Annotated in this window: 24 protein-coding genes; 19 read left to right on the top strand and 5 right to left on the bottom strand. The window is 65.0% G+C overall.

Annotation, left to right across the window (positions count from 1 at the left end; all coding sequences use genetic code 11):
• Nucleotides 1-25: 25 nt before the first annotated feature.
• Nucleotides 26-2,032, bottom strand: a complete 2,007-nt coding sequence (locus UC34_RS01615; protein WP_044453456.1) for a lytic transglycosylase domain-containing protein — start codon at nucleotides 2,030-2,032, stop codon at nucleotides 26-28.
• A gap of 22 nt (nucleotides 2,033-2,054) precedes the next feature.
• Here UC34_RS01615 and UC34_RS01610 point away from each other — a divergent pair, with 22 nt between their 5' ends.
• From UC34_RS01610 to pxpA, 4 genes are read left to right on the top strand one after another with little or no spacing between them, the layout of a single operon-like run.
• On the top strand, nucleotides 2,055-2,726 hold the full coding sequence (locus UC34_RS01610) for a 5-formyltetrahydrofolate cyclo-ligase (protein WP_084070296.1): 672 nt from the start codon (nucleotides 2,055-2,057) through the stop codon (nucleotides 2,724-2,726).
• Between the two features lie 3 nt (nucleotides 2,727-2,729).
• Nucleotides 2,730-3,392 (top strand): 5-oxoprolinase subunit PxpB, encoded by a 663-nt coding sequence (gene pxpB / locus UC34_RS01605; RefSeq protein WP_044453454.1) that lies wholly within the window; start codon nucleotides 2,730-2,732, stop codon nucleotides 3,390-3,392.
• Entirely contained in the window at nucleotides 3,389-4,402 is a 1,014-nt protein-coding gene (locus UC34_RS01600) for a 5-oxoprolinase subunit C family protein (protein ID WP_044453452.1), read from the top strand. The genes pxpB and UC34_RS01600 overlap by 4 nt, the downstream gene beginning before the upstream one ends.
• Nucleotides 4,403-4,442: 40 nt before the next feature.
• Nucleotides 4,443-5,186 carry a 5-oxoprolinase subunit PxpA gene (gene pxpA / locus UC34_RS01595; RefSeq protein ID WP_044453450.1) on the top strand — a complete coding sequence of 248 codons (744 nt, stop codon included), beginning with the start codon at nucleotides 4,443-4,445 and terminating at the stop codon, nucleotides 5,184-5,186.
• Between the two features lie 123 nt (nucleotides 5,187-5,309).
• On the opposite strand, the gene aptA is transcribed toward pxpA, so the two are convergent.
• Nucleotides 5,310-6,641, bottom strand: coding sequence for an omega-aminotransferase AptA (aptA, locus tag UC34_RS01590; RefSeq protein WP_044453449.1), 1,332 nt, complete (start codon nucleotides 6,639-6,641; stop codon nucleotides 5,310-5,312).
• 308 nt (nucleotides 6,642-6,949) lie between these two features.
• On the opposite strand from aptA, the gene UC34_RS01585 reads away from it, so the two are divergent.
• On the top strand, nucleotides 6,950-8,398 hold the full coding sequence (locus UC34_RS01585) for an aminotransferase-like domain-containing protein (protein ID WP_044453448.1): 1,449 nt from the start codon (nucleotides 6,950-6,952) through the stop codon (nucleotides 8,396-8,398).
• 43 nt (nucleotides 8,399-8,441) lie between these two features.
• Here UC34_RS01585 and UC34_RS01580 read toward each other — a convergent pair whose 3' ends face one another.
• Both UC34_RS01580 and UC34_RS01575 read right to left on the bottom strand, forming a co-directional pair.
• A complete protein-coding gene (locus UC34_RS01580; RefSeq protein WP_044453446.1) occupies nucleotides 8,442-9,422 on the bottom strand; it encodes a GlxA family transcriptional regulator in 981 nt (326 codons plus the stop codon).
• Nucleotides 9,423-9,468: 46 nt separating this feature from the next.
• A complete protein-coding gene (locus UC34_RS01575) occupies nucleotides 9,469-10,740 on the bottom strand; it encodes an MFS transporter (RefSeq protein WP_084070295.1) in 1,272 nt (423 codons plus the stop codon).
• 606 nt (nucleotides 10,741-11,346) lie between these two features.
• On the opposite strand from UC34_RS01575, the gene urtA reads away from it, so the two are divergent.
• The 6 genes from urtA (at nucleotide 11,347) to UC34_RS01545 (ending at nucleotide 18,101) form a co-directional block, all read left to right on the top strand.
• A complete protein-coding gene (gene urtA / locus UC34_RS01570; RefSeq protein ID WP_418303932.1) occupies nucleotides 11,347-12,543 on the top strand; it encodes an urea ABC transporter substrate-binding protein in 1,197 nt (398 codons plus the stop codon).
• Between the two features lie 63 nt (nucleotides 12,544-12,606).
• The gene (gene urtB / locus UC34_RS01565) at nucleotides 12,607-14,247 is read left to right on the top strand and encodes an urea ABC transporter permease subunit UrtB (protein ID WP_044453442.1); all 1,641 of its coding nucleotides are present in this window, start codon (nucleotides 12,607-12,609) and stop codon (nucleotides 14,245-14,247) included.
• Complete coding sequence (gene urtC / locus UC34_RS01560) at nucleotides 14,248-15,468, top strand: urea ABC transporter permease subunit UrtC (protein ID WP_084070293.1); 1,221 nt, start codon at nucleotides 14,248-14,250, stop codon at nucleotides 15,466-15,468.
• Complete coding sequence (urtD, locus tag UC34_RS01555; protein WP_157122966.1) at nucleotides 15,465-16,331, top strand: urea ABC transporter ATP-binding protein UrtD; 867 nt, start codon at nucleotides 15,465-15,467, stop codon at nucleotides 16,329-16,331. Before urtC ends, urtD begins: the two co-directional genes overlap by 4 nt.
• A gap of 2 nt (nucleotides 16,332-16,333) precedes the next feature.
• Nucleotides 16,334-17,035, top strand: coding sequence for an urea ABC transporter ATP-binding subunit UrtE (gene urtE / locus UC34_RS01550; protein ID WP_044453440.1), 702 nt, complete (start codon nucleotides 16,334-16,336; stop codon nucleotides 17,033-17,035).
• A gap of 169 nt (nucleotides 17,036-17,204) precedes the next feature.
• Nucleotides 17,205-18,101 (top strand): urease accessory protein UreD, encoded by an 897-nt coding sequence (locus UC34_RS01545; RefSeq protein WP_044453438.1) that lies wholly within the window; start codon nucleotides 17,205-17,207, stop codon nucleotides 18,099-18,101.
• A 180-nt stretch (nucleotides 18,102-18,281) separates the two neighbouring features.
• Here UC34_RS01545 and UC34_RS01540 read toward each other — a convergent pair whose 3' ends face one another.
• Complete coding sequence (locus UC34_RS01540) at nucleotides 18,282-18,692, bottom strand: organic hydroperoxide resistance protein (protein ID WP_044453436.1); 411 nt, start codon at nucleotides 18,690-18,692, stop codon at nucleotides 18,282-18,284.
• Between the two features lie 585 nt (nucleotides 18,693-19,277).
• On the opposite strand from UC34_RS01540, the gene UC34_RS01535 reads away from it, so the two are divergent.
• From UC34_RS01535 to ureC, 8 genes are all read left to right on the top strand, one after another.
• The gene (locus tag UC34_RS01535) at nucleotides 19,278-20,048 is read left to right on the top strand and encodes a transporter substrate-binding domain-containing protein (protein ID WP_044457610.1); all 771 of its coding nucleotides are present in this window, start codon (nucleotides 19,278-19,280) and stop codon (nucleotides 20,046-20,048) included.
• A 58-nt stretch (nucleotides 20,049-20,106) separates the two neighbouring features.
• Nucleotides 20,107-20,793 carry an amino acid ABC transporter permease gene (locus tag UC34_RS01530; RefSeq protein WP_044453434.1) on the top strand — a complete coding sequence of 229 codons (687 nt, stop codon included), beginning with the start codon at nucleotides 20,107-20,109 and terminating at the stop codon, nucleotides 20,791-20,793.
• The gene (locus UC34_RS01525) at nucleotides 20,790-21,440 is read left to right on the top strand and encodes an amino acid ABC transporter permease (protein WP_044453432.1); all 651 of its coding nucleotides are present in this window, start codon (nucleotides 20,790-20,792) and stop codon (nucleotides 21,438-21,440) included. Before UC34_RS01530 ends, UC34_RS01525 begins: the two co-directional genes overlap by 4 nt.
• The gene (locus tag UC34_RS01520) at nucleotides 21,427-22,149 is read left to right on the top strand and encodes an amino acid ABC transporter ATP-binding protein (protein WP_044453431.1); all 723 of its coding nucleotides are present in this window, start codon (nucleotides 21,427-21,429) and stop codon (nucleotides 22,147-22,149) included. The genes UC34_RS01525 and UC34_RS01520 overlap by 14 nt, the downstream gene beginning before the upstream one ends.
• Before the next feature lie 221 nt (nucleotides 22,150-22,370).
• Nucleotides 22,371-22,673, top strand: a complete 303-nt coding sequence (locus UC34_RS01515) for an urease subunit gamma (RefSeq protein WP_039407388.1) — start codon at nucleotides 22,371-22,373, stop codon at nucleotides 22,671-22,673.
• A 181-nt stretch (nucleotides 22,674-22,854) separates the two neighbouring features.
• Complete coding sequence (locus UC34_RS01510) at nucleotides 22,855-23,439, top strand: HupE/UreJ family protein (RefSeq protein ID WP_044457609.1); 585 nt, start codon at nucleotides 22,855-22,857, stop codon at nucleotides 23,437-23,439.
• A 43-nt stretch (nucleotides 23,440-23,482) separates the two neighbouring features.
• Nucleotides 23,483-23,788 (top strand): urease subunit beta, encoded by a 306-nt coding sequence (locus UC34_RS01505; protein ID WP_044453428.1) that lies wholly within the window; start codon nucleotides 23,483-23,485, stop codon nucleotides 23,786-23,788.
• Nucleotides 23,785-25,485 (top strand): urease subunit alpha, encoded by a 1,701-nt coding sequence (ureC, locus tag UC34_RS01500; RefSeq protein ID WP_044453426.1) that lies wholly within the window; start codon nucleotides 23,785-23,787, stop codon nucleotides 25,483-25,485. Before UC34_RS01505 ends, ureC begins: the two co-directional genes overlap by 4 nt.
• Nucleotides 25,486-25,509: the final 24 nt, after the last annotated feature.

The raw sequence follows: 25,509 nt of genomic DNA, 5'->3' as shown, positions 1-25,509 counted from the left end.
TTCGCGGCCCCGACCGCTGCCCCCGTCACTGGGGCAGGATTACGCCGAGCCGCTCCTTGAGCGATTGCGGACGGCCCGTAATGATGGCCGAGTAATACGTCGTGTTCGACAACACGTTCTCGACATACTGACGCGTCTCGTTGAACGGAATCGTCTCGGCGAAAATCGCGCCCTCGACCGGACGGTCGAGCGTGGAGCGCCACGTACGCGGACGCCCCGGACCTGCGTTGTACCCGGCAGACGCCAGCACGGCCGATCCGTCGAACTGATTGTAAATACCCGACAGATAGCTCGTGCCCAGACGGATGTTGGTGTCGATGTCGTGCATCATGCCCGGGCTGTAGTCCATGCCGATCTGCTTGGCGACCATCTTGGCCGTCGCCGGCATGACCTGCATCAGACCGCCGGCGCCGGCCGACGAGCGAGCATTGATGATGAAACGCGACTCCTGGCGAATCAGCCCGTACGCCCACGCTTCGTCCAGATCGACGCTCTTGGAGAAGCGGTCGACCTTGTCGCGAAACGGCATCAGATAGCGCAGCGTGAAGTCATGCTCCACCTTCGTGCGATCGGCCGTGTTCACGGCGCGGTCGAACAGTTCGATGCCGTTGGCGTACTGCGCGGCGGCGATCAGCTGACGGTCCGTCATGTTGCGCAATTCCCAGTTCCACTCGCGGTTGCCTTCGAAACGCAGGCCCAGGTCGTAGAACTTCGCCGCGCGCAGGAAACCGGGGTTGGAACGGTTGGCGTCGATCTCGGCCTGCGTGACGGTGGTGCGCGGCGGCAGTGCCGTCTTGTTACCGAGTTCTTCGTTCGCGAGTTGCCCGTAGAAATTCGGTTGCGAGGCAATTTTCTGGAACTGGGCACGGGCGGCATCCGCCTGTCCCGCTTCGCGCAGCGCACGGCCGTACCAGTAAGTCCACACGCCGTCGTCGCGCAATGCGGCGGGCATTGCTTCGATACCGGTGCGCACGAGATTCCAGTCGCCTGCGCGCAGCGCTGCACGGATCTTCCACTCCTGCGCCGTGTTCGAGAGCTTGGCGTTGCCTGCCTGGCGATACCAGTTGATCGCCATCGGGTTCTGAGACAGCGCGCCACGCATGCCGATTGCGCCCCAACCGATGGCGCGCTCGTCCTGCGAGAGACTGCCCGCGATGCTGCCGAAATTGCTGGCGGCCAGCATGGCGTCCGAGCGGGCCATGCGAACGGTGGCGAGCAGCGCCAGCTGACGCGACGCCTCCGAACCATCCACCCCGCGCGCGAGAATCTGTGCCGGGCGCGTGGCCGCCATATCGAGCAGGCTGTCGTCCGGACGCGCGGCGCCCAGCGCATCGGCAATCTGCTTGCCCAGCGAGGTGTAGTTCTCCTCATAGGCCAGGCGAATCTGATGCCAGACTTCCTTGCGCGGCAACTGACCGCTCGCGGCCAGCGTATTGATCATGTCGACGCAACCGTCGCCGTAGTACTTGGGCGTGGTCAGCAAATCGGTGGCCGCCTGCGTGACGTTCTCGCCACGCGAGGCGCGCGACATCAGCGCATAGCACTTGACCTGGGTATCGTCGTCGAGCACGAACTTCGGATACTGCGCGTCGAACGTTTGCCAGTCGTGCCGCTTGCCCAGCGAGAGCAGCCAGTCGTTGCGCATGCGATCGGCGATGGCCTGACCGTCGTACGTGCGCAGGAAGGCGCGAATTTCATCGTCCGGCGTATCGATCAGCGCCTTGCCGGAGCGATCGAACATGCGCGACTTGATCTGGAAGTACTGGACGTACGACGGCACGTCGTAGTCGGAGAGCATGGCGGCGAGCGCGGCGACACGCGGCGTGTCGTTGCTGCGCGCAGCGTCACGCAACTGGACGAAGATGTCATCCGGCGAGCGCTGCGAAAGCGCATCGGCAGACGTTGCCGAGCGGCTTGCCGCCGCCTGCGCCTTGGGACGGCCAGTCGCCTCGGTCGTGCTGCATGCCACCAGCGTCACGGCAGTCAGGGCAAGCGCGGCGGCGCGATATACTCGGGTCAAACGTTCGGACATCTTCGGGAGCGTCGGGTAAAAAGTGAATTCAAGCATAGCACGGGACCCCGCCCAATCGGCGGCCCAGACGTCGGGAAATGAGGCGGAGGCAACGCCCGCGAAAGCCCGGCTGCGCAAGGCGTTGCTCGAAGCTCGCAGCACCCTCGAAGGGCGCGCCGCGCGCGACGCCGCGCTCGCCCTGCGGCTCGCCGACGAACTGGCTCGCCGCGCGCCGCGCTGCGTCGGCTTCTACTGGCCGATCCAGGGGGAATTCGACGCTCGCGCCGTCGTCGCCGACTGGCTCGCACAGGCCCCGGCCGGTGGGATGACGGCGGCTCGGTTGGCCGCCCTGCCCGTCGTCACCGCGCCAGCCACACCGCTCGTCTTTCACCGCTGGACGCCGGACACCCCCATGATGGAAGGCCGTTATCGCATTCCCGTGCCGCGCGCGACCGAAGTGCTGGTGCCCGACCTGCTGCTGGTGCCGTGTGTGGGCTTCACGCGCGAAGGCCTGCGGCTTGGCTACGGTGGCGGCTTTTACGACCGCACGCTCCATTCCATGGCGCCCGCACCGCAAACCCTCGGCATCGCGTACGATGTCCTCGAAGTCGAACACCTCAGCGCCGAAGCCCATGATCTGGCGCTCGACGCCATCGTGACGGAGTCTGCCACCTTCGCGCGCCAACCGGCAGGCGCCTGCCGCAATCCACGCTAATCCATGACAACGCTCAAGATTCTGCCGCTCGGCGACAGTGCGCTCGTGTGCGAAGCGGGCACCAGTTCCACGTCGGCCACGCTTGCCACACAACGTCGCGTCTGGCACGTCGCGGCGCTCGCCCGTGACTGGCCCGACGTGCGCGAGGTCGTGCCCGGCATGAACAACCTCACGCTGCTCTTCGACCCGCTTGCCACCGATATCGAGGTGCTGGGCGCGCGCCTGCGCGACGCGTGGCAAACCCAGCCTGCGGCAGGCGAAATCGGACGCGACATCGAGATCCCGGTGCATTACGGCGGCAAGCACGGCCCCGACCTCGCGGACGTCGCCAAACACGCGCATCTGCAACCGAAGACGGTCGTGCAGCGCCACACCGCGCCGGAATACATCGTCTACTTCCTGGGGTTCCAGCCGGGCTTCGCCTATCTGGGCGGCCTCGACGATTCGATTGCCGCGCCGCGCCGCGCCGAACCACGGCTATCGGTGCCCGCCGGGTCCGTCGGCATCGGCGGCAATCAGACGGGCATCTACCCACTCAATTCGCCCGGCGGCTGGCAGATCATCGGCCACGCCACGAGCGCCCTGTTCGACCCCGCCGCGAACCCGCCCGCCCTCCTGGCGCCGGGCGACCGCGTGCGCTTCACCATCGCGAGTCTCGACCTGTGATCGATATCCAGCGTGCCGGCCTGCTTACCACCGTGCAGGATCTGGGCCGACCCCGTCAGCGCGAATTCGGCGTTGCCAGTGGCGGCGCCCTCGATCCGCTCGCCTGTGCCGTCGCCAACCGTCTCGTCGGCAACGACCTGAACGCCGCCGCCCTCGAAATCACGATGGGCACGTGCGTGATGCGCTTCACGTCCGCCACGCTCGTCGCGCTGACCGGCGCAGACTGTCATGCGGATCTGGACGGCACGCCCGTGTGGTCGTGGTGGCGGTTTCCCGTCGCACGCGGCCAGACCTTGACGCTGCGCCCCTCGCGCTTCGGCATGCGCACCTACCTTGCCGTGGCAGGCGGCATCGATGTGCCCGAGACGCTCGGCTCCCGCAGCACGGACCTGAGCGCCGCGTTCGGCGGCTTCGAGGGACGCGCACTGCGCGACGCTGACCGCGTCGCCATCGGGCATCCGAGCGCCGCCGCGCGCAACGCCGAAGCGCTGGGCGTTCGTCCGCCGCTCTGGTTGTCCGACCCGCTGGCGCATCGCGTGCGCGTGCTGCCCGGCCCAGAGTACGACGATTTCACCGCCGCGACGCACAAGAGCTTCTGGGAAAATCCCTGGCAGGTCACGCCCAACAGCAACCGCATGGGCTACCGCCTCTCGGGTCCGGAACCGCTCACGCGCAAGAAGAACCGCCTGCACGACCTGCTCTCGCACGGTGTGCTGCCCGGCGTGATTCAGGTGCCGCCGTCGGGGCAGCCCATCATCTTGCTGGCCGATGCGCAAACGACAGGCGGGTACCCGAAGATCGGCGTGGTGATCAGTGCGGATTTGTGGCGTCTGGGACAGGCGCGGCTCGGCAGTACGCTCTACTTTTCGGAATGCACCCCTGCCGAAGCCCGCGAAGCGCTGCGCGAGCAACTGCGCTATCTTGACCAGATCGAGCGCGCGCTCGCCTGGCACGACCGCGGCATTCTTCACTCGCCGAAGATCCCGGCCGTCACGCGCCAACGTGCGTGAGCCGGCGTCGGCAGATACGGCGGTCCCCGCAGGAGAATTCATGACGAAGATTGACCTGAATGTCGACCTCGGAGAAGGTTGCGATTACGACGAAGCGCTGCTCGCGCTCGTGAGCTCGGCGAATGTGGCGTGCGGCTGGCACGCGGGCGACGCAGGCACGATGCAACAGGTGGTGCGCTGGGCACTGGAGAACGATGTCGCCATTGGCGCGCATCCCAGCTTCCCCGATCGCGAGAATTTTGGGCGCACCGAAATGCAACTCCCGCTCGACGAGATTCGTGCGGGCATGCTGTATCAGATCGGCGCCCTCGCCGCGCTGGTGCGCGCGCAGGGCGGCTGGCTCTCCCACGTCAAGCCGCACGGTGCGCTATATAACCAGGCTGCGCGCGACCCGGCGCTGGCTGAAACGCTGGTCGAAGCCATTCGCGCGTTCGACACCGATCTCGCCATCTTCGGGTTGGCGGGCGGCGAAATGGTGAAGGCGGCCCGCGCGGCCGGCATGACGGCCGTCGAGGAAGTGTTCGCCGACCGTGGATACAACCCCGACGGCTCGCTCGTCAAACGCGGCACGCCGGGTGCGCTGATCGAACGGGAAGAAGAGGCGCTGGCGCAAACGTTGATGATGGTCAGGGAGCAGCGTGTTCGCGCCATCGACGGCACGTTCGTCCCGATTCAGGCACAAACCGTGTGCCTGCACGGCGACGGCGAACACGCGCTCGAATTCGCGCGGCGCATTCGCAGCTTCCTGCTCAATGAGGGCATTGAGATCGCGCCGGTGCGATAGCTCGCATCGGGTCGCGTGGGCAAACAGGCCGCACCAACGAAAAACGCCGTCCGGGGATTTCCCGGACGGCGTTTTCGCATGACGTCATCGCGATGGCGCCGATGCCGTTGCTTATGCCATTGCTTATGCCGTCTCGCGAATGGCTTGCGCCACGATGCCGAACAGTTCGTCGATCTGCGCTTCGCTGATGATAAGCGGCGGCGAGAACGCCAGGATATCGCCCGTGTAGCGGATGAGTGCGCCCTTCTCGAAGCACTTCACGAAAATCTCGTGCGCCCGTGCGCCCGGCTTGCCGTCTCGCGTTGCCAGCTCGATGCCGCCGACCATCCCCAGATTGCGAATGTCGAGCACGTTCGGCAGGTCGCGCAGCCCGTGAATCGTCTTCTCGAAATGCGGCGCGAGCTTGGCAGCGCGCTCGAACAGCCCCTCGCTCTTGTAAAGGTCGAGCGCCGCGCACGCCGCAGCGGCAGCCAGGGGATGGCCCGAGTAGGTATAGCCGTGGAAGAATTCGATCGCGCCCGTGTTCCCGGCGTCGACGATCGTGTCGTGCACGCTCGTCTTCACGGCCACGGCGCCCATCGGCACGGCGGCGTTGTTCACGCCCTTGGCCATCGTGATGATGTCCGGCGTCACATTGAAATATTGCGCCGCGAACGGCTTGCCCAGGCGACCGAGCCCCGTAATCACTTCGTCGAAAATCAGCAGGATGCCGTGCTTGTCGCAGATCTCGCGCAGCTTTTGCAGATAGCCTTGCGGCGGCACCAGCACGCCGGTGGACCCGGCAAGCGGTTCCACGATCACGGCGGCGATGGTCGAGGCGTCGTGCAGCGTGACGAGACGCTCCAGTTCGTCGGCCAGGTGTGCGCCCCACGCAGGTTGTCCCTTGGTGAAGGCGGCTTCCTTGATATTGAGGGTGTGCGGCAGATGGTCGACGGCGGGTAGCAACTGGCCCGAATACGCCTTGCGGTTCGGCGAGATGCCGCCCACGGAGATGCCGCCGAAGCCCACGCCGTGATAGCCGCGCTCGCGACCGATCAGGCGCGTGCGCTGGCCTTCACCACGGGCGCGATGATAGGCGAGCGCGATCTTCAGCGCGGTGTCGACCGACTCCGATCCCGAGTTCGTGAAGAAGATGCGGTCGAGCCCTTGCGGCGTAATCTCGGCGATCTTGGCCGCCGCCTCGAACGCCTTCGGATGGCCCATCTGGAACGTCGGCGCGAAGTCCATTTCCCCCGCTTGCTGACGAATCGCCTCGACGATTTCCGTGCGGCAGTGCCCGGCGTTCACGCACCACAGACCTGCGGTGCCGTCGAGGATCTGTCGATTGTCCGACGACGTGTAGTACATGCCTTCGGCGCGGGTCAACAGGCGCGGCGAGCTCTTGAACTGACGGTTGTTGGTGAACGGCATCCAGAACGCCGTCATGTCGAGATTGAGCGCTTTCATCATGTTCATCGCAGGTCTCCCCAAGGCTGGGTAGGGTTGGGCTGAGTTCAGTCAGGTTGTCCCGGCGACGAACGCCGTCACACCGGTAGATGGAACGATGCTACGAGAGGGCGACCGATACAGACATGTACAGTAACGCGGAATATGGTTATTCTGTATCGGTCAATCACCCAAACTGTATTGGCAACAGCCGATGTAGCGGACACCCGGCAATGCCGCGCCCCTCGGGCGCGCACGTGTGTGCCGCACGCTCGGGATTTACCCGTACACCGTACGCTGTCTGTACTGTTTCGGATGCTGTCCCCCTCAAACTGCCCATGGTCCAGCCGCTCGCCTTCTCCCTGAACCGCGCCCAGCCCGAAGCGCTCGTCGACCAGATCGTGCGGGAGGTCGAACGTGCGCTCCAGCGTCAGACGCTGCACGCCGGCATGCGCATGCCGTCGATCCGCGCATTGGCGAAAGCGCATGGCATCAGCACGTTCACGGTGGTCGAGGCATACGACCGGCTCGTCGCGCGTGGCACGCTGATCGCCCGGCGCGGCGCGGGGTTTTTCGTGGCCGGTGCGGCGGAAGGGCGCGACACACGCACCGCGCATCCTGGCGGAACGCTCGCGATGGGACCGGCCGCGGCCGAGGTCACCAACGCGTGGCTGCTCTCGGAGATCTTCGCCGACGACTCGATCGCCGTGAAGAGCGGTTGCGGCTGGCTACCCGACAGTTGGCTGGACGAAGACGGTCTGCACGGGGCGTTGCGCTCGCTCTCGAAAGGGCCCGGTGCACATCTCGCGCATTACGGCCATCCGCACGGGTACGGGCCCTTGCGTCAGTGGCTCACGCGTCGGCTCGGCGAGTTGTCCATCGATGCGCCGCCCGAGCAGATCGTGCTCACTCAGGGCGCCACGCAGGCCCTCGACCTGATCGTGCGGACCCTACTCAAGCCGGGCGACACGGTGCTGGTCGAAGCGCCCGCGTATTGCAACTTGCTGGCGGTATTGCGCCTCGCAGGATTGAACGTCATCGGCATTGCCCGCACGGAAGCGGGGCTGGATCTCGCCGCGCTGGAGCAGGCGGCGCAGATGCATCGCCCGCGAGCGCTGTTCGTCAACCCCGCGCTGCAGAATCCACTGGGCACATCGCTGACGCCGGCCTCGGCGCATCGCATTCTGCAATGCGCCGAGCAGCACGATTTCTGGATTGTCGAAGACGACATCTATCGCGAGCTAGCGCCGGCGGGCACGCCGTCGCTGGCGGCCATGGACGGGTTGTCGCGCGTGATCTACGTGTCGAGTTTTTCGAAGACGATTTCGCCGTCGGTGCGTGTGGGATATCTTGCGTGCTCGCGTGAGATGGCGCATGAAATTGCACGCAGCAAGATGGTGGCGGGCCTCACGTCCTCGGAGATCAATGAGCGTATCGTGCATGCGATCCTCACCGAAGGCCGTCATCGCAAACACATCGAACGCCTGTCGGATCGGTTGACGCGCTCGCGCGCGCGATTGATCTCGCAACTGCAGTCGCACGGCGTCACATTGCTCGCGCAGCCCGAGGGCGGCATGTTCGTCTGCGGCAGCTTGCCCGACACCGCGCAGCCCGCCCGTGAACTGGCGGAAGCCGCACTGCTCGAGAGCATCATGCTCGCCCCGGGCGAGTTCTTTCTCGCGCACACCGAACCCTGCCACTGGTTCCGCTTCAACGTCGCCTATTCGGATGACGCAAGGCTATTCCGGTTTCTGGAAAAGGCGGCAGCCGGGAAGTGGGCAGCGTGAGGCGAATCGGCGCCGTTATGGCTTTGTGCCGTCATGCCCTCATTCACGCCGCAACGCCAAACCGCTCCCGATACGCCACAGGCGTCACCCCGTACTGACGTTGAAAGGCGCGTCGCAGGTTCTGCTCGTCGCCGAATCCGACGCGGGCGGCAATGCGTTTGAGCGGCGCGTCGGAATCGAGCAGCGCGAATCGCGCGGCTTCCAGGCGCATGCGCTCCACCGCCTTCGCCGGGGTCGATCCGGTGCGTGCGAGATAGCTGCGTGCGAATGTCCTCGGGCTCATGTTCGCCTGCTCCGCCAGACGCATCACCGACAAGTCGCCGTCGAGCCGCTGCGACATCCACGCATGCAGGTCGCCGAAAGGCGCGCCCGCCGCCACCTGCTCCTGCAACGGCGGACTGAACTGCGACTGCCCGCCCGCACGCTTGAGGAACACCACCAGCCGACGCGCCGCCTGTAACGCGACATCCACACCGCAATCGTCCTCGATCAACGCCAGCCCGAGATCGATACCCGCCGTGATCCCGGCAGACGTCCACACCGGGTCCTGACGCACGTAAATCGGATCGGACTCGACGATTGCCGCCGGATAGCACTGTTGCAGCATCGCCGTGTCGAGCCAGTGCGTGGTCGCACGGCGTCCGTCCAGCAGCCCCGCCGAACCGAGAATGAACGCGCCCACACACACCGAACATACGCGCCGCACGCTCGGCGCATAGCCGCGCAACCAGTCGCCCACCGGCCCCGGCACCGCAGGACGATGCGCCACCGCGCCACCGACGGCGATCAGCGTGTCGACGACCATGTCGTCGAGCGCATGCATCGGCTCCGTGTGCAGCGTGATGCCGGATCCGGTCTCCACCGGACCGCCATGCTCGGATACGACCACGGTCTTGTACGGCCCCTCCAGCCCCCGCTCCGTGAAGTTGCGAATGACGGCGTGAAATGCGTCGAGCGGCCCCGCCAGATCCAGCAACACGAACGGCGGCACGATTAGAAATGCGACGAGACGGGGTTGGCTCATGGGGATAGCGATATGCGAATGAAATGCCGTTTCTCCGTGCCGGACACTAGGCGGCGGCCTGCGTCGGTCGACGCTTCGCGTCGAGCGCGTACCACACGGTGGCCAGCGCCGCGATGAGCAGCAACGGGAATGTCGCCTGATTGATCGTCGACCAGCCGAAGCGCGCGAGCAGTTGTCCGGCGAACAGACTGGCGAGCGCCGTCCCGGCGAAGGTGATGAATTCGTTGGCCGCCTGGGCGCGCGCACGCTCCGCAGGGCGATACGACATCGTGAGCAAGGTCGTGCCGCCCACGAACATGAAGTTCCAGCCCACGCCGAGAAAGGCCAGCGCGGCGTAGAAGTACGCCAGACTCGTCGACATCAGCGCGAGCACGCCGCACAGCGCCGACATCGCAATGCCCAGCAGCAACACCGGCACCACGCCCCAGCGCTTGACCAGATGTCCCGAGAAGAACGACGGCGCATACATCCCGACCAGATGCCATTCGATGATGTGCGCACCATCGTCGATACTGTGGCCGCATGCGACTGCCGCAATCGGTGTGGCCGTCATCACGAACATCATCACCATGAAGCCGATCAGATTGTTCGCCAGCGCTGCCACGTATATCGGCTGACGCATGATCTCGCCCAGCGGACGTGCGGGCAACTCGGCCGCGCTCCCCGTCGCACCGACCGCCGAATGCACAGGCAGATCGCGCAGAAAGCCTGCTAGCAAGATCAACGAAATGCCCGACAGTATCGTGACGACGAGATACGACCCGGCGAACGTCACCGGCGCGAGCCAGTCCTTGCTCCCCGCCGCCAGGGCCGGGCCGACCACGGCAGCCAGCACGCCGCCCGTGAGCACGATGGAGATGGCGCGCGGTTTGTCTTCCACGGGCACCACGTCGGCCGCCGCCAGGCGGTAGTACCGTGCGAACGCCTGGAATACCCCCACACACGCCGTGCCTGCACAGAACATCGCGAAGTGGCGCTCATAGATCGCCAGCACCGACACCAGACCGCCGACGGTGCCGAACAACGCGCCCAGCGCGAAGCCGATACGCTGGCCGAAGCGCTGGATCAACATCGACGCGAAGATCGTCGTAATGGCCGATGCCACCGTGATCAGCGAGAACGGCAACGTCGCATAGCCCTTGTCGGACGCCAGCATGTAGCCCACCAGCCCCGTGAGCGTCAGATCGACGGAAAGCGCTGCCGTATAGAGCGCCTGACAGGCGGCGAGCACGGCGGCATAGCGTCGGCCCAGCCGACGGCGTTGCTGCTGAGCAGGATCGGTAGGTGGCGCGGCGCGCCCGGCAACGGTATCGGTCATGGGGGGGTTATCCGGCAAGTCGGGAATCGTCAGCAATCCTTGATAGCCCCCATCTTGCCCTCGGCGGGTTTGGCATGAATGCCAATCATGCATCAAAAAATGCCATGCGTGGCCGACGTCGAATGTCCGCAGTTCGTTCCCCAGGGGGCGACGCCACAATGCCCCGACACCCTGACGCACCGCTAAATCCGGCGGCCCAGCCCGGCGACGGTGCACGATGCACAACCGTGACCCATCCCCTGTGTCGCGCCAAATCGGTGCGCACCAACTCAGCGCACGTCGCACCATGGTGCCGCTCGCCCCCTCGGCTGAATGACCGATGACCGCCGAAAACGCACGCCGCGATCCCCCGGGTCGCGCCGTCGGGAAGCCGGATCGCGCCGGGCGCGCAGTAGAGTCCGGCCATCCCGCCGACAGCCTCCGGGGCTTCGGTTACCCCTGCAAACCGGCGCATGCCGACGCATTCCGCTTACGCTGGCACAGCCCTTGCGTATATCTCCCCGACACCGGATCTACCGGTCTAACCAGGAAAGGGGAAGACGTACCATGAAACGACGCACGCTACTCCAGATGGCGGCCCTCTCGGGCGCCGCATCACTTACCGGCATGGCGCCGAATCTGTTCGCGCAAAGCAAGCAGCCCATCAAGGTCGGTATCCTGCACTCGCTCTCGGGCACGATGGCCATCTCGGAGACGTCGCTCAAGGATGTCGCGCTCATGACCATCGCGGACATCAACGCCAAGGGCGGTGTCATGGGTCGTCCGCTCGAAGCCGTGGTGGTCGATCCGGCGTCGAACTGGCCGCTCTTCGCCGAGAAGGCGCGTCAGTTGCTCACCAAGGACAAAGTCGCCGCCGTGTTCGGCTGCTGGACCTCGGTGTCGCGCAAGTCGGTGCTGCCGGTCTTCGAAGAACTCAACGGTCTGCTGTACTACCCGGTGCAGTACGAAGGCGAAGAGATGTCGAAGAACGTCTTCTACACCGGCGCCGCGCCGAACCAGCAGGCCATTCCCGCCGTGGAATATCTGATGGGCAAGGAAGGCGGCAGCGCCAAGCGCTTCTTCCTGCTGGGTACCGACTACGTCTACCCGCGCACGACGAACAAGATCCTGCGCGCGTTCCTGCATTCGAAGGGCGTGGCCGACAAGGATATTCAGGAGGTCTACACGCCGTTCGGTCACAGCGACTATCAGACCATCGTCGCCAACATCAAACAGTTCGCGCAAGGCGGCAAGACGACGGTCATCTCGACCATCAACGGCGACTCGAACGTGCCGTTCTACAAGGAACTCGGCAATCAGGGCCTGAAGGCGACCGACGTGCCGGTCGTGGCGTTCTCCGTGGGTGAGGAAGAACTGCGCGGCATCGATACGAAGCCGCTCGTGGGCCACCTCGCTGCATGGAACTACTTCATGTCGGTCAAGAACCCGACCAACGACGCATTCAAGAAGGAGTGGTTCACGTATGTGAAGGCCAAGGGCCTGCCCGGCGGCGACAAGCGCGTGACGAACGACCCGATGGAAGCGACGTACGTCGGCATGCACATGTGGAAGCAGGCCGTGGAGAAGGCGGCGAGCACCGACGTGGACAAGGTGCGCACCGCGATGATCGGCCAGTCCTTCAAGTCGCCGGACGGCTTCGACATGGTCATGGACGGCAACCACCACCTGCACAAGCCGGTGATGATCGGCGAGATCCGTCCGGACGGCCAGTTCAATGTCGTGTGGAAGACGAAGGCGCCGGTGCGCGCCCAACCGTGGAGCCCGTTCATCGCGGGTAACGAAGGCAAACCCGACAAGGTCTGATCTTCCTTCCATTCCTTGCGCCGGGGCCTCACGAGAAGGCTTTGGCGCATGCAGAGGTTTCACATGATAACGATAAGACGCTGGACCGCTGCCGCCCTTGTCCTGATGTCACTGGGCGCTGCGCTGACGATGTCCTCCCAGGCCGTTGCGGCCGCCTCCACCGGCTCCACCATCACCCAAGACGATTTGCACGCGCTCGCCGGCGACGACTTCGACGCCAAAGCGCAAGCCATCGACCACCTCGCGGCCGACGGTTCTCCACAAGCGGCCGCGCTGCTCAAGGCGCTTGCCGACGATACGGCCGTGACGGTGGGCGACAGCCTGGCGATTCAGAAGGACGACAAGTACCTCGACCCGATCACGGGCGCACCGGTCAAGGGGGAGGACGCCGGAGCGCTCACGCTCAACAACGTGCTGCGCGCGAAGGTGGCTACGGCTGCTGCCGCCGGCGCACTGCTCTCGCCGGACCACGACGCGCGTGCGCAAGCCATCGACACGATGCTGCAAAACCCATCGCCGGCGTTCAAGACGCTCATCGAACAGGCGCGCCAGAAGGAGACGGACGCCGCGCTGCGCAAGCGTCTCGACCAGCTCTGGGCGCAGTCGGCGCTGCATGACGCCGATCCGACCAAGCGCAAGGAAGCCATCGATCTGATCGCCGCAGCAGGCGACCCGCAGATGCGCGATCTGCTGCTGCCCATCATCGCCAAACAAGCCGACGGCGCCTTCGCCGAGCCGGACGCCACGGTGCGCAGCGCCGCCGACATTGCGCTCACGCAACTGGCCGCAGCACAGCGTCGCAGCGAATTCTTCGGGACCGTGTTCGCCGGTCTGTCGCTCGGCAGCGTGCTGCTGCTCGCCGCGCTGGGACTGGCGATTACCTATGGTCTGATCGGCGTGATCAACATGGCGCACGGCGAATTCCTGATGATCGGTGCTTACGCCACCTATGCGGTCCAGACCCTGTTCCAGCGATTCCTGCCGGGGGCGTTCGACTTCTATCTCGTCGCCGCCGTGCCGAGTGCGTTCGTCGTGGCCGCTGCCGTGGGTTTCGTGCTGGAGCGCACCGTGATCAAGCATCTGTACGGAAGACCGCTGGAGACGCTGCTCACGACCTTCGGTATCAGCCTGCTGCTGATTCAGGCGGTGCGCACGTTGTTCGGCGCGCAGAACGTCGAAGTCATCAACCCGTCGTGGATGAGCGGCGGCATCGCCGTGCTGCCCAATCTGATGCTGCCCTACAACCGCATCGTGATTCTCGTATTCGCGCTGGTGGTCGTCGCGCTCACCTGGTCGGTGCTCAATCTCACCCGTCTGGGCCTGTTCATTCGCGCCGTGACGCAAAACCGGTCGATGGCCGCCTGCGTGGGCGTCAAGACGGGGCGCGTCGACAGCTATGCGTTCGCGTTTGGTGCAGGCATTGCCGGTCTCGGCGGCTGCGCACTCTCGCAGATCGGTAACGTCGGCCCCGACCTCGGGCAGAGCTACATCATCGACTCGTTCATGGCCGTAGTGCTGGGTGGCGTGGGTCAGCTCGCGGGGACCATCGTCGGCGCGTTCGGGCTGGGCATTGCCAACAAGCTGCTCGAACCGGTATGGGGCGCCGTGCTCGCCAAGATCGCCGTGTTGATCCTGATCGTGCTGTTCATCCAGAAACGCCCGCAGGGCATGTTTGCGCTCAAAGGGCGCAGCGCGGAGGCCTGAATGCAGACGTCGAACTTTCTTCCCGAAGGCGTCACGCCAACGATGTCGCTCGATGTCCCGGCGCGCGCGCGCCTGCTGCCCAGGCATGTCGCGCCGGTGCTGCTCGCATTCGTGCTGGCCGTGATGGTCATCGTGCCGGTATGTGCGCTGGTCCTGCCGGCCACGCACCCGTTGCATCTCTCGGCGTACGCAATGACGCTGGTGGGCAAGATCATGTGCTACGCCATTGCGGCGCTCGCGCTCGATCTGGTGTGGGGCTACTGCGGCATCCTGAGCCTCGGTCACGGCCTGTTTTTTGCGCTGGGCGGCTATGCCATGGGGATGTACCTCATGCGCGGCATCGGGCGCGACGGCGTGTACCACAGCGACCTGCCTGACTTCATGGTGTTCCTCGACTGGAAGGCATTGCCCTGGTACTGGACCGGCACGGAACATTTCGCCTGGGCCATGTTTCTTGTCGTGGCGTTGCCCGGTGTGGTGGCGTGGCTCTTCGGCTATCTGGCCTTCCGCTCGCGCGTGAAGGGCGTGTATCTGTCGATCATCACGCAGGCGCTCACGTTCGCCGCCATGCTGCTGTTCTATCGCAACGAAACGGGCTTCGGCGGCAACAACGGCTTCACCGACTTCAAGCGCATTCTCGGCTACTCGATTACGTCGGCGAACACGCGCACCGTGCTGTTCCTCATCACGTTCGCGGTGCTCATCGGTGCGTTCCTGTTGTGCCGCGCGCTGGTCGTCTCGAAGTTCGGCCGCGTCGTCACCGCCATTCGCGACGGCGAGTCGCGCGCCATGTTCCTCGGCTACCGACCGCTGAGCTACAAGCTTTTCGTGTGGACGCTGTCCGCCATGCTGTGCGGTGTCGCCGGGGCGCTGTATGTGCCGCAGGTCGGCATCATCAACCCGAGCGAGATGGCGCCGGTCAACTCCATCGAGATGGCGATCTGGGTGGCCATCGGCGGGCGTGGCTCGCTCGTGGGCGCGATTGCCGGGGCGTTCATCGTCAACGGTGCGAAGAGCTTCTTCACGGCGTATTTCGCCGAGTACTGGCTGTTCTTCCTTGGCGCGATGTTCGTGCTGGTGCCGCTGCTGCTGCCGCAAGGGGTGATCGGTCTGGTCGCGCAATTCTCGCGCAAGCGCGGGCAACATGCGCCGACCGAGGCCGTCGGCGACGTTCCCCATCGTGCTTCCCCCGCTTCATCCGCCTCCGGAGACCGCGCATGAGACCCGATTACGATATCCGCTGGCAGCAGGCCGATGCGCCCGAGGCGTCGGTCACCGTCAGCGGCGACGCCACCGGCATGTCGCACCTCGTGGTGCCTGGAGAAATCGATACGTCGCACGGCCTGATTCTCTATCTGGAGAACATCAGCGTCTCGTTCGACGGCTTTCGTGCCCTGAACGATCTTTCGCTGTCGATCAAGACCGACGAACTGCGCTGCATCATCGGACCGAACGGCGCGGGCAAGACGACGATGATGGACGTGATTACCGGCAAGACGCGTGCCGATTCGGGCCGCGCCTTTCTCGGACAGACGCTCGATCTGTCGCGTCTGGATGAACCGGCCATCGCGCAGGCCGGCGTGGGACGCAAGTTTCAGAAGCCGACCGTCTTCGAGCATCACAGCGTGTGGGAAAACCTCGAACTCGCGTGTGCGGGCGACAAGCGCTGGTTCCGTGCACTGTGGGCCGTGCTCACGCCGACCATGCGCCGTCGTATCGAAGAGGTGCTCGCGCTCACGCATCTGGAGCATCAGGCCCACGTGCGCGCGGGTCAGCTCTCACACGGCCAGAAGCAGCGACTGGAGATCGGTATGTTGCTGATGCAGCAGCCGCAATTGCTCCTGCTAGACGAACCTGCGGCCGGCATGACCGACGAGGAGACGGCGCAACTGGCCGAATTGCTCAACCGTCTGCGCGGCCATTGTTCGATGATGGTGGTCGAGCACGACATGGCGTTTGTCGCCGCGCTCGCGGGCGATTCGGGAACAGTGACGGTCATGGCCGAAGGCCGGGTACTCGCCGAAGGCACGCTCGACGCGGTGCAACGCGACGAGCGGGTGATCGAATCGTATCTGGGACGCTGACCATGCTCGAAATTCACGCACTCAATCAGTACTACAGCGGCAGCCACATCCTGCGCAATGTCGAATTCACGGTGCCCGATGCACAACTCACCGTGCTGCTCGGACGCAACGGCGTGGGCAAGACCACGTTGCTCAAATGCCTCATGGGCGTGGTGCCGGTGAAGTCGGGCAGCATCGCCTGGCGTGGCCAGACGATCACGTCGGCCCCGTCGTATGCACGCGTGTCGGGCGGTCTGGCGTATGTGCCGCAGGGACGCGAAATCTTCCCGCGTCTCACCGTCGAGGAGAATCTCCTGATCGGTGCGGCGAGCCGTCCGTCGCGCGACGCCAAGCGCGGCGTGCCCGACCACATCTACGAACTGTTCCCCGTGCTGCGCGACATGAAGCAGCGTCGCGGCGGCGATCTGTCCGGTGGGCAGCAACAGCAACTCGCTATCGGACGGGCGCTCATGAGCGAGCCGCAACTCCTGATTCTCGACGAACCGACCGAAGGTATTCAGCCATCGATCATCAAGGACATCGGGCGTACCTTGCGACGTCTTGTCGACGAGCGCGGCATGACGGTGCTCCTCGTCGAGCAGTACTATGACTTCGCCCTCGAACTCGCCGATCACTACCGTGTGATGAGTCGCGGGGCCATCGTAGCCAGCGGCCTCGGCAAGGACATGGAGGCCGACGGGGTGCGGCACATGGTGGCGGTGTAAGGCATCGAACGTACGGGCGCCGGCCGATGTCGGACCGGGCCTGCGGCACCGGCGCGTGCTAGATTCGCCGCATGCGCTGTGGCATGCTTCGCCTCGGCGATGCGGCTGTCGGTTCGCTCCCCGGTTTGCATCCCCTCCGCGCTCCTTTGCCTCCCATTCACCGGCTTTCATGAACACCTCGCCAGTCCCCTCCGATACTGCGGCACCCGGTGGCAGCGCCGCCGCACCGAACGCACCCGCCGGCTGGCATGCCGAGTTGACGCTCGGCTTCGTGCGCCAGGACGCGCGCACCGTGCTCGCCACGCGCCGCCACAAGGGACCGCTCGTCGTACAGAAGTCGCTGCACCCGGAAGGCCCCGGCATCTGCCATGCGGTGGTCGTGCATCCGCCGGGCGGTATCGCTGGCGGCGATGCGTTATCCATCGATATCGGCGTGGGCGAGAAGGCTCATGCGGTGCTGACGACGCCCGGCGCGACCAAGTGGTACAAGTCGCAGGGCCGCTTCGGCATGCAGGACATCACGCTCACGGTGCAAGCCGGGGCAAAGCTCGACTGGCTGCCGCTGGAGAACATCGTGTTCGAACAGGCGGATGCGCGTCAGCGCATTACGGTGCGACTGGGTGAGAACGCCACCGTCATCGGCTGGGACGCCACGCTGCTTGGCCGTCAGGCAGCCGGCGAGCAGTGGACGCAAGGAAGCTGGCGCGCCAACTTCGAATTGCGCGACGCGCAGGATCGTTTGTTGTGGGCCGAACAGGCAGTGCTCGGCGCGGATGACGCGCAGCGCACCGGCGCGACCGGCCTCGCAGGCTTCCCGGTCTTCGCCACGCTATGGGCCGTGGGTCCGGCGTGCACGCGCGAGTTGGCGGAGTCGCTGGCCGAAGGCTTGCCGTTCGACGACAAGCTTCGCGCGGGTATCACTTGCCTGCCGGGCAACGTGCTCGTGCTGCGCGTGCTAAGTCACGACATGGAAACGGCACGTGGACTACTGATCGCGCACTGGCTCAAGCTGCGGCCGCTGGTTCACGGCGCACCCGCGCAGCCCCTGCGGATCTGGGCGACCTGAGAGGCGACCTCAAGCGTGGCAAAGGGCGGCCCGCGACCGCCGCCCCGCCTTCCAGCCTCCTGCCTCCCACAAGCGCAGCTGACGGGCTGAGAGGAACGAGAGAAACGAAGGGCATGACGTGAACCACGCAAGCGCGAACGCTTTGCGGATGGCATGCCGGCATCTCCGGGGATCCGAGCGTCAGACGAGATTGAGCTCGACGTCGATGTTGTTGCGGGTGGCCTTGGAGTAGGGGCAGGTCTGATGCGCGGCCTCGACAAGCGAGCGTGCGACATCGCGCTCCAGCCCCGGCAGGCTGACGTTCAGACGCGCCCGAAGGAAGTAGGCGCCATCGGCGTTCGCGAGATCGACTTCGGCGTCGACGGCAGTGTCGGCGGGCAGCACGATCTTCAGCTTGGCGGCGGCCAACCCCATTGCCCCGATGAAACAGGCGGACCAGCCGGCGGCGAACAATTGCTCGGGGTTCGTACCCGCCCCCGGCGTGCCGGGGGCAGACAACCGGATGTCGAGTTTGCCGTCGGCGCTGCGTGCTGCGCCATCGCGCCCGCCTGTGGTGTGAGTCTTGCCGGTATAGAGCACTTTGCCAGTCATGATGATTTCCTCTGAGGTTGCGTGATCTCGTCACATTAATCGAATGCGATTACATCGCATCCGATGTATATTGCGCGCATCGATCTGCGAAGTCAATACCATGCGATTAAATCGCATGCGATCTAATGAGAGGATGTCTCCGCCTGACAGCCAGTCACGAACGGCGACGCTTACGCGCGATCCGGGCGATCGGTCCACTCGTTGCGCACCATTGCGGTGACGCCGACGCGCCTGCCCTAGGCGCCCGCCGCCTTTGCGCACCGATACGCACCAACATCGTGCATATGCGTCTTGCATCCGGCGCGGCTCGCCGCCGACGTTTCATTGCCCGACGCGCCCCTTAGCCTTGTCCTTCAGGCTGAGGCAGCGGATGGCGCGGTCTGGGCACGATTCCTGCTACCTCACTGTATCGACCGGTCAGACCAGATGAGCCGGCCGCCGGAACACTCCCGTTGCCGGAACGCTTCGCCCCCGATTTACGAGGTTGTCGACATGCTGCCGTTCATCCGCTCCGCCGTCTCTCACGACACCATCGCCGCCACGCTCGGCGCGCGCGCCCGCGCCCGCCGCGTTTTCGCCACGCTCATGCTGAGCGTGAGCGCGGTTGCCGCCTTCGCGGTGGCCATGCCGCGCGCCGCCCATGCCGACGGTCTCGACGACATCGTCAAGCGCGGCACCCTGCGCGTGGCCGTGCCGCAGGACTTCCCGCCGTTCGGCTCCATCGGCCCGGACATGAAGCCGGCCGGTTACGACATCGACACCGCCGCGCTGCTGGCCAGGGGCATGGGCGTGAAGCTCGAACTCGTGCCGGTCACGAGCGCCAACCGCGTGCCGTATCTCACGACGAACAAGGCGGACCTCGTGATCTCCAGCCTCGGCAAGAACGCCGAGCGTGAAAAGGTCATCGACTTCTCCGACGCCTATGCACCGTTCTACAACGGCGTGTTCGGCCCCAAGGACATCGCCGTGTCGAAACCGGCCGACCTGTCGGGTAAAACCATCGGCGTGACGCGCGGCGCAGTGGAAGACCTCGAACTCTCGAAGGTCGCGCCGGCGGACGTCACGATCAAGCGCTTCGAAGACAACAACGGCACTATCTCGGCATTCCTCTCGGGCCAGGTGCAACTCGTCGCCACGGGCAACGTCGTGGCCGCCGCGATTGTCGCCAAGCATCCGCCGAAACTGCCGGAACCGAAGTTCCTCATCAAGAACTCGCCCTGCTTCGTCGGCCTGAACAAGAACGAGCCGCGACTGCTCGCCAAGGTCAACGAGATCATTGCGACCTCGAAAAAGGACGGCTCGCTGGGCAAGGTCTCGCAGAAATGGCTCGGCATGCCGCTGCCGACCGATCTGTGATCGCGCATCCTCGCCCCAACCGATGCGTCTGACACGCTGAGCGCCTGACTGCCCCCTCATGCACTACGTCCTCGACTTTGCCGATCTGCGGCAATACTTCATGCTGTTCGTGCGCGGCGCCGCGCTGACGATCGCGCTCACGGCCGTTTCCACGGTCATTGGCGTGATCATCGGTGCGCTGTGCGCCATTGCACGCGAGGAAGGCTCGAACGTGTCCCGGCTGTTTGCCGGGCTTTACGTCGAACTCATCCGCAACACGCCGTTCATCGTTCAGCTGTTTTTCATCTTCTTCGGTCTGCCCAGTCTCGGCATTCATATCGGCGAGACGTCCGCCGCCGTCATCGCCATGAGTCTCAATCTCGGCGCCTATGCAACCGAGATCATTCGTGCGGGCATGCGCGCCGTGCCGCGTGGATTGTCGGAAGCCGGACTGTCGCTTGCCATGACGCGCGCGCAGATCCTGCGTCATGTGATCCTGCCCCAAGCGTTCGCCAAGGTGTTTCCGGCGCTCGCCAGTCAGATCGTGATCGTGATGCTCGGCTCGGCGGTCGTCTCGCAGATCTCCGTGCCGGATCTGTCGTATGCCGCCAACTTCGTGCAGTCGCGCACGTTCCGCGCCTTCGAGAGCTATCTGATCGTGACGGCGTTGTATCTCGTGCTCGCCATCGCGCTGCGTCGTGTCCTCATGCGTTGCGCGCGACGTCTTTTCCGCGGCATGGTCAAGGTCGCGGGAGGCGCGCGATGATCGAATTTTCGCTATGGGACATGCTGCGCGGGCTCGTGCTCGCCGGGCGCTGGACGCTCGCGCTGTCGGCCATCGCCTTCGTGTGCGGCGGACTCGTCGCGCTCGTGCTGCTGGTGATTCGCGTCGGGCGCGTGCAATGGGCCGCGCGCGCCGTCGCGCTGTACATCGAGGTGTTTCAGGGCACGCCGCTGCTCATGCAGTTGTTCCTGGTGTTCTTCGGCCTGCCGTTGCTGGGGTTCGAAGTATCGCCGTGGGTGGCGGCCGCCGTCTGTCTTACGCTTTATACGAGCGCCTACCTCACGGAAATCTGGCGCGGCTGTGTCGACGCCATTCCGCACGGTCAGTGGGAGGCGTCGTCGAGTCTGGCCATGCGTTATGGCGAACAACTGCGTCACGTGATCCTGCCGCAGGCACTGCGCATCGCCATCGCGCCGACGGTCGGCTTCTCGGTGCAGGTGGTCAAAAGCACCGCGCTCGCGTCGATCATCGGCTTCGACGAACTCACCAAGACCGGCACCATGCTGACCAACGCCACGTTCCAGCCGTTCACGGTGTACGGCCTCGTCGCGCTGCTTTACTTCGCCGCCTGCTATCCGCTGTCGTTGTGGGCGCGCCATCTCGAAAGGAAACTCCATGTCGCTAATTAAAGTCAGGGGCATGCAAAAGCGCTTCGGCGAGAACCCCGTGCTGCGAGGCATCGACATGGACGTCGAGCGCGGTCAGGTCGTGTCGATCATCGGCAAGAGCGGTTCGGGCAAAAGCACGCTGCTGCGCACCCTCAACGGCCTGGAGCGCTTCGATGCGGGCAGCGTAGATGTCGATGGCGTACTCGTCGGCGCGCGCGACACCGATCTGCGGGCGTTGCGCCTGAAGGTCGGCATGGTGTTCCAGCAGTACAACCTGTTTCCGCATCTGACGGCGGGCGAGAACGTGATGCTCGCGCAGAAGGTCGTCAAGAAGACGTCCGGCGCGCAGGCACGTGAGCTCGCTCGCACGATGCTCGCGAAGGTCGGGCTGGCCGACAAGTTCGACAGCTATCCGTCGCAACTCTCCGGGGGGCAGCAACAGCGCGTGGCGATCGCACGCTCGCTGGCCATGCAGCCCGCCGTGCTGCTGTGCGACGAAATCACGTCGGCACTCGATCCGGAACTGGTGGCGGAAGTGCTCAAGGTACTCGAAGACCTCGCCGCCGAGGGCATGACGCTGATTCTCGTCACGCACGAGATGCGCTTTGCTCGCCACGTGTCGGATCGCGTCGTATTCATGCATCAGGGAAAGATCTGGGAGTCCGGGGATCCGGAACAACTCTTCACGCAACCGTCGACGCCCGAATTGCAGCGGTTCATCTGCCAATGAAAGCGGGTTGGGACCGACGTTCGGCGCTGGCTGTGTTTTGTCAGTCGAAATGACGCTATCGGCTTGCTTGACTGGCTGACTTTCCAGCATGAGATTCGCACTATTGAGGTGCGTTTTGCGTCGTTTTCAGAAGCTTGTGGCGCGGCATTGGCGTCGTGCTTATGATGGGTGGCAGCAGCGTCCATCCCATGAACCTTTGGCATTGAAATTCACCTGTCACGATGAAGCTCACTCCGCGCGAAAAAGACAAGTTGCTTATCTTCACTGCCGCCCTGCTCGCCGAACGGCGTCGTGCGCGCGGACTGAAACTGAACTACCCGGAGGCGGTGGCGTTCATCAGCGCGGCGCTCATGGAAGCGGCGCGCGACGGACGTACCGTCGCCGACCTCATGCACTACGGCACGACGTTGCTCACCCGTGACGACGTCATGGAAGGCGTGCCGGAAATGATCCCGGACATTCAGGTGGAAGCGACCTTCCCGGACGGCACCAAGCTCGTCACGGTGCATCACCCGATTCCCTGAACGCAACGCCGGTGTGGGCGTCGCGAGCCGCATGTGCGGCGCGACGCCGCGTATTGCCCTACGAAACCAGACCTTAGCAACCGATCGAGGACGCTCCGATATGCCCCGCAACGACAACCTTCACGACGCCAGTGATATGACGCCTGTCCCCTCCTCCCTCACGGGCCGCCGCACGGTGCGCATGGCGAGCGTGGCCACCGGCCTCGCACTGCTTGCGAGCTCGGGGGTTGCACTCGCTCACCCCGGCCACCCCGGGCATGACGCCGCGAGCAGCTTTGCCGCGGGTTTCCTGCACCCGCTCACGGGCGCCGACCATCTGTGCGCAATGGTCGTCGTGGGACTGTGGAGCTCGCTCACGTCCAAACGCGTGTGGGCGGCGCCGCTCGCATTCGTGGCAATGCTCGCCGCTGGCGGCCTGCTGGGCATGTCGCACTGGTTCGCCCTGCCGGGCGTGGAGCCGATGATTGCCGTCTCGCTGCTCGTGCTCGGCCTGATGCTGGCCACGCGCACGCAGCTGCCGGGCTGGGCGGGCGCGACAATCGTGGGCGCATTCGCCGTCTTCCACGGCTTTGCGCACGGCGCCGAGTTGCCCGACGAGGCAAGCGCCATGCATTACATGGCCGGCTTCCTCGTGGCAACCGGCATGCTGCACTGCATTGGCCTCGGCGCGGGTGTGGCCCTGCGTCACCGCACGATCTGGGTGCCGCGCGTGCTCGGCGCCGGTGTGCTGGCCTACGGCGCGACGTTGCTTGCCGCGGCGAGCTGATGTCGACACCTTCTTCCCGACCGCCCCTATCCCGGAGACACGCATGATTCCCGGAGAACTGCTCCCCGCCGATGGCGAGATCACGCTCAACGAAGGGCGTGCGACGCTCAGCGTGACGGTTGCGAATACTGGCGACCGCCCGATTCAGATCGGCTCGCATTTCCACTTTTATGAAGTCAACGATGCCCTGCAATTCGACCGGGAAGCCGCCCGCGGGTATCGCCTGAACATTGCGGCGGGGACTGCCGTGCGCTTCGAGCCGGGGCAGCAACGCACGGTCGAGCTGGTCGCGCTTGCGGGCGATCGCCGTGTCTATGGTTTCGCAGGTCGCGTCATGGGGGCGCTATGAAGATCTCTCGCCGCGCCTATGCGGAAATGTTCGGCCCGACGACGGGCGACCGGCTGCGTCTGGCCGACACGGAACTCATCATCGAGATCGAACGCGATTACACGATCTACGGCGAGGAGGTGAAGTTCGGCGGCGGCAAGGTGATTCGCGACGGCATGGGACAGTCCCAACGCACGCGCGCCGACGTGGTCGACACCGTCATCACGAACGCCGTCATCATCGATCACTGGGGCATCGTCAAGGCGGATATCGGCCTGAAGGACGGCCGTATCTGGGGCATCGGCAAGGCCGGGAATCCGGACATCCAGCCCGGCGTGACGATTCCGCTGGGCGGTGCGACGGAGGTCATTGCGGGCGAAGGCATGATCGTTACCGCCGGCGGTATCGATTCGCACATCCATTTCATCTGTCCGCAGCAAATCGAAGAGGCGCTCTCGTCCGGCGTGACGACGTTGCTTGGCGGCGGCACGGGACCGGCAACGGGCACCAACGCCACGACCTGCACGCCCGGACCATGGCATATGGAGCGCATGCTTCAGGCGGCCGACGGCTGGCCGATCAACCTCGGTTTCCTGGGTAAGGGCAACGTGAGTCAGCCCGCACCGCTCATGGAGCAGATCGAAGCCGGCGCCATCGGGCTGAAGCTCCACGAAGACTGGGGCTCGACACCCGCGGCCATCGATGCCTGCCTGTCCGTAGCCGACCTCACCGACACGCAGGTCGCGATTCACACGGACACGCTCAACGAAGGCGGCTTCGTCGAGGCAACGGTCGCCGCGATCAAGGGCCGCACGATTCACACGTATCACACCGAGGGCGCCGGCGGCGGCCACGCACCGGACATCCTCAAGGTGTGCGGTGAGGCGAACGTGTTGCCGTCGTCCACGAATCCTACGCGCCCCTACACCATCAACACGCTCGACGAACACCTCGACATGCTGATGGTCTGCCATCACCTCGACCCTGCGATTGCGGAAGACATCGCTTTCGCCGAATCGCGCATTCGTCGCGAGACGATTGCCGCCGAAGACATCCTGCATGACCTCGGCGCGCTGTCGATGATCTCGTCGGACTCGCAGGCGATGGGCCGCGTTGGGGAAGTCGTCATGCGCACCTGGCAGACGGCGCACAAGATGAAGGTGCAACGCGGCGCACTCGGCACGGACTCGTCGCAATCGGACAACTTCCGCGTCAAGCGTTACGTTGCGAAATACACCATCAACCCGGCGATCACTCACGGCATGGCGCACGAGATCGGATCGGTCGAGGTGGGCAAGTGGGCGGATCTGGTGCTGTGGGAACCCGCCTTCTTCGGTGTGAAGCCGTCGCTGATTCTCAAGGGCGGCATGATCACGTCGGCGCTGATGGGCGATCCCAACGCGTCGATCCCCACGCCGCAACCGGTGCACTACCGCGAGATGTTCGGCGCACGGGCCGGTGCGCTCGCACGCACCTCGCTGACCTTCGTGTCGCAAGCAGCGTACGATGGCGACGTGGCCGGCCGTTTCGGCCTGACCAAGCGCATCGTGCCGGTGCGCGATATCCGGCAGGTGACCAAAGCCAACATGATCAACAACGACTGGCTGCCGCAGATCAGTGTCGACCCCGAGACCTATCAGGTCATCGCCGACGGCCAACTGCTGACCTGCGAGCCCGCGACCGTGTTGCCCATGGCGCAACGCTATTTCCTTTTCTGACCTATGTCGCAAGATTCCGAATCG

The organism is Pandoraea vervacti, from assembly GCF_000934605.2.
In the GTDB taxonomy this organism is placed as follows: domain Bacteria; phylum Pseudomonadota; class Gammaproteobacteria; order Burkholderiales; family Burkholderiaceae; genus Pandoraea; species Pandoraea vervacti.
This window is presented reverse-complemented; position numbering and strand designations above follow the sequence as displayed.

Coding starts and splice junctions, on each gene's coding strand:
- UC34_RS01615 (WP_044453456.1), bottom strand. CDS start 2,032: ATGTCCGAACGTTTGACCCGAGTATATCGCGCCGCCGCGCTTGCCCTG.
- pxpB (WP_044453454.1), top strand. CDS start 2,730: ATGACAACGCTCAAGATTCTGCCGCTCGGCGACAGTGCGCTCGTGTGC.
- pxpA (WP_044453450.1), top strand. CDS start 4,443: ATGACGAAGATTGACCTGAATGTCGACCTCGGAGAAGGTTGCGATTAC.
- aptA (WP_044453449.1), bottom strand. CDS start 6,641: ATGAACATGATGAAAGCGCTCAATCTCGACATGACGGCGTTCTGGATG.
- UC34_RS01585 (WP_044453448.1), top strand. CDS start 6,950: ATGGTCCAGCCGCTCGCCTTCTCCCTGAACCGCGCCCAGCCCGAAGCG.
- UC34_RS01580 (WP_044453446.1), bottom strand. CDS start 9,422: ATGAGCCAACCCCGTCTCGTCGCATTTCTAATCGTGCCGCCGTTCGTG.
- UC34_RS01575 (WP_084070295.1), bottom strand. CDS start 10,740: ATGACCGATACCGTTGCCGGGCGCGCCGCGCCACCTACCGATCCTGCT.
- urtA (WP_418303932.1), top strand. CDS start 11,347: ATGGCGCCGAATCTGTTCGCGCAAAGCAAGCAGCCCATCAAGGTCGGT.
- urtB (WP_044453442.1), top strand. CDS start 12,607: ATGATAACGATAAGACGCTGGACCGCTGCCGCCCTTGTCCTGATGTCA.
- urtC (WP_084070293.1), top strand. CDS start 14,248: ATGCAGACGTCGAACTTTCTTCCCGAAGGCGTCACGCCAACGATGTCG.
- urtD (WP_157122966.1), top strand. CDS start 15,465: ATGAGACCCGATTACGATATCCGCTGGCAGCAGGCCGATGCGCCCGAG.
- urtE (WP_044453440.1), top strand. CDS start 16,334: ATGCTCGAAATTCACGCACTCAATCAGTACTACAGCGGCAGCCACATC.
- UC34_RS01545 (WP_044453438.1), top strand. CDS start 17,205: ATGAACACCTCGCCAGTCCCCTCCGATACTGCGGCACCCGGTGGCAGC.
- UC34_RS01540 (WP_044453436.1), bottom strand. CDS start 18,692: ATGACTGGCAAAGTGCTCTATACCGGCAAGACTCACACCACAGGCGGG.
- UC34_RS01535 (WP_044457610.1), top strand. CDS start 19,278: ATGCTGAGCGTGAGCGCGGTTGCCGCCTTCGCGGTGGCCATGCCGCGC.
- UC34_RS01530 (WP_044453434.1), top strand. CDS start 20,107: ATGCACTACGTCCTCGACTTTGCCGATCTGCGGCAATACTTCATGCTG.
- UC34_RS01525 (WP_044453432.1), top strand. CDS start 20,790: ATGATCGAATTTTCGCTATGGGACATGCTGCGCGGGCTCGTGCTCGCC.
- UC34_RS01520 (WP_044453431.1), top strand. CDS start 21,427: ATGTCGCTAATTAAAGTCAGGGGCATGCAAAAGCGCTTCGGCGAGAAC.
- UC34_RS01515 (WP_039407388.1), top strand. CDS start 22,371: ATGAAGCTCACTCCGCGCGAAAAAGACAAGTTGCTTATCTTCACTGCC.
- UC34_RS01510 (WP_044457609.1), top strand. CDS start 22,855: ATGGCGAGCGTGGCCACCGGCCTCGCACTGCTTGCGAGCTCGGGGGTT.
- UC34_RS01505 (WP_044453428.1), top strand. CDS start 23,483: ATGATTCCCGGAGAACTGCTCCCCGCCGATGGCGAGATCACGCTCAAC.
- ureC (WP_044453426.1), top strand. CDS start 23,785: ATGAAGATCTCTCGCCGCGCCTATGCGGAAATGTTCGGCCCGACGACG.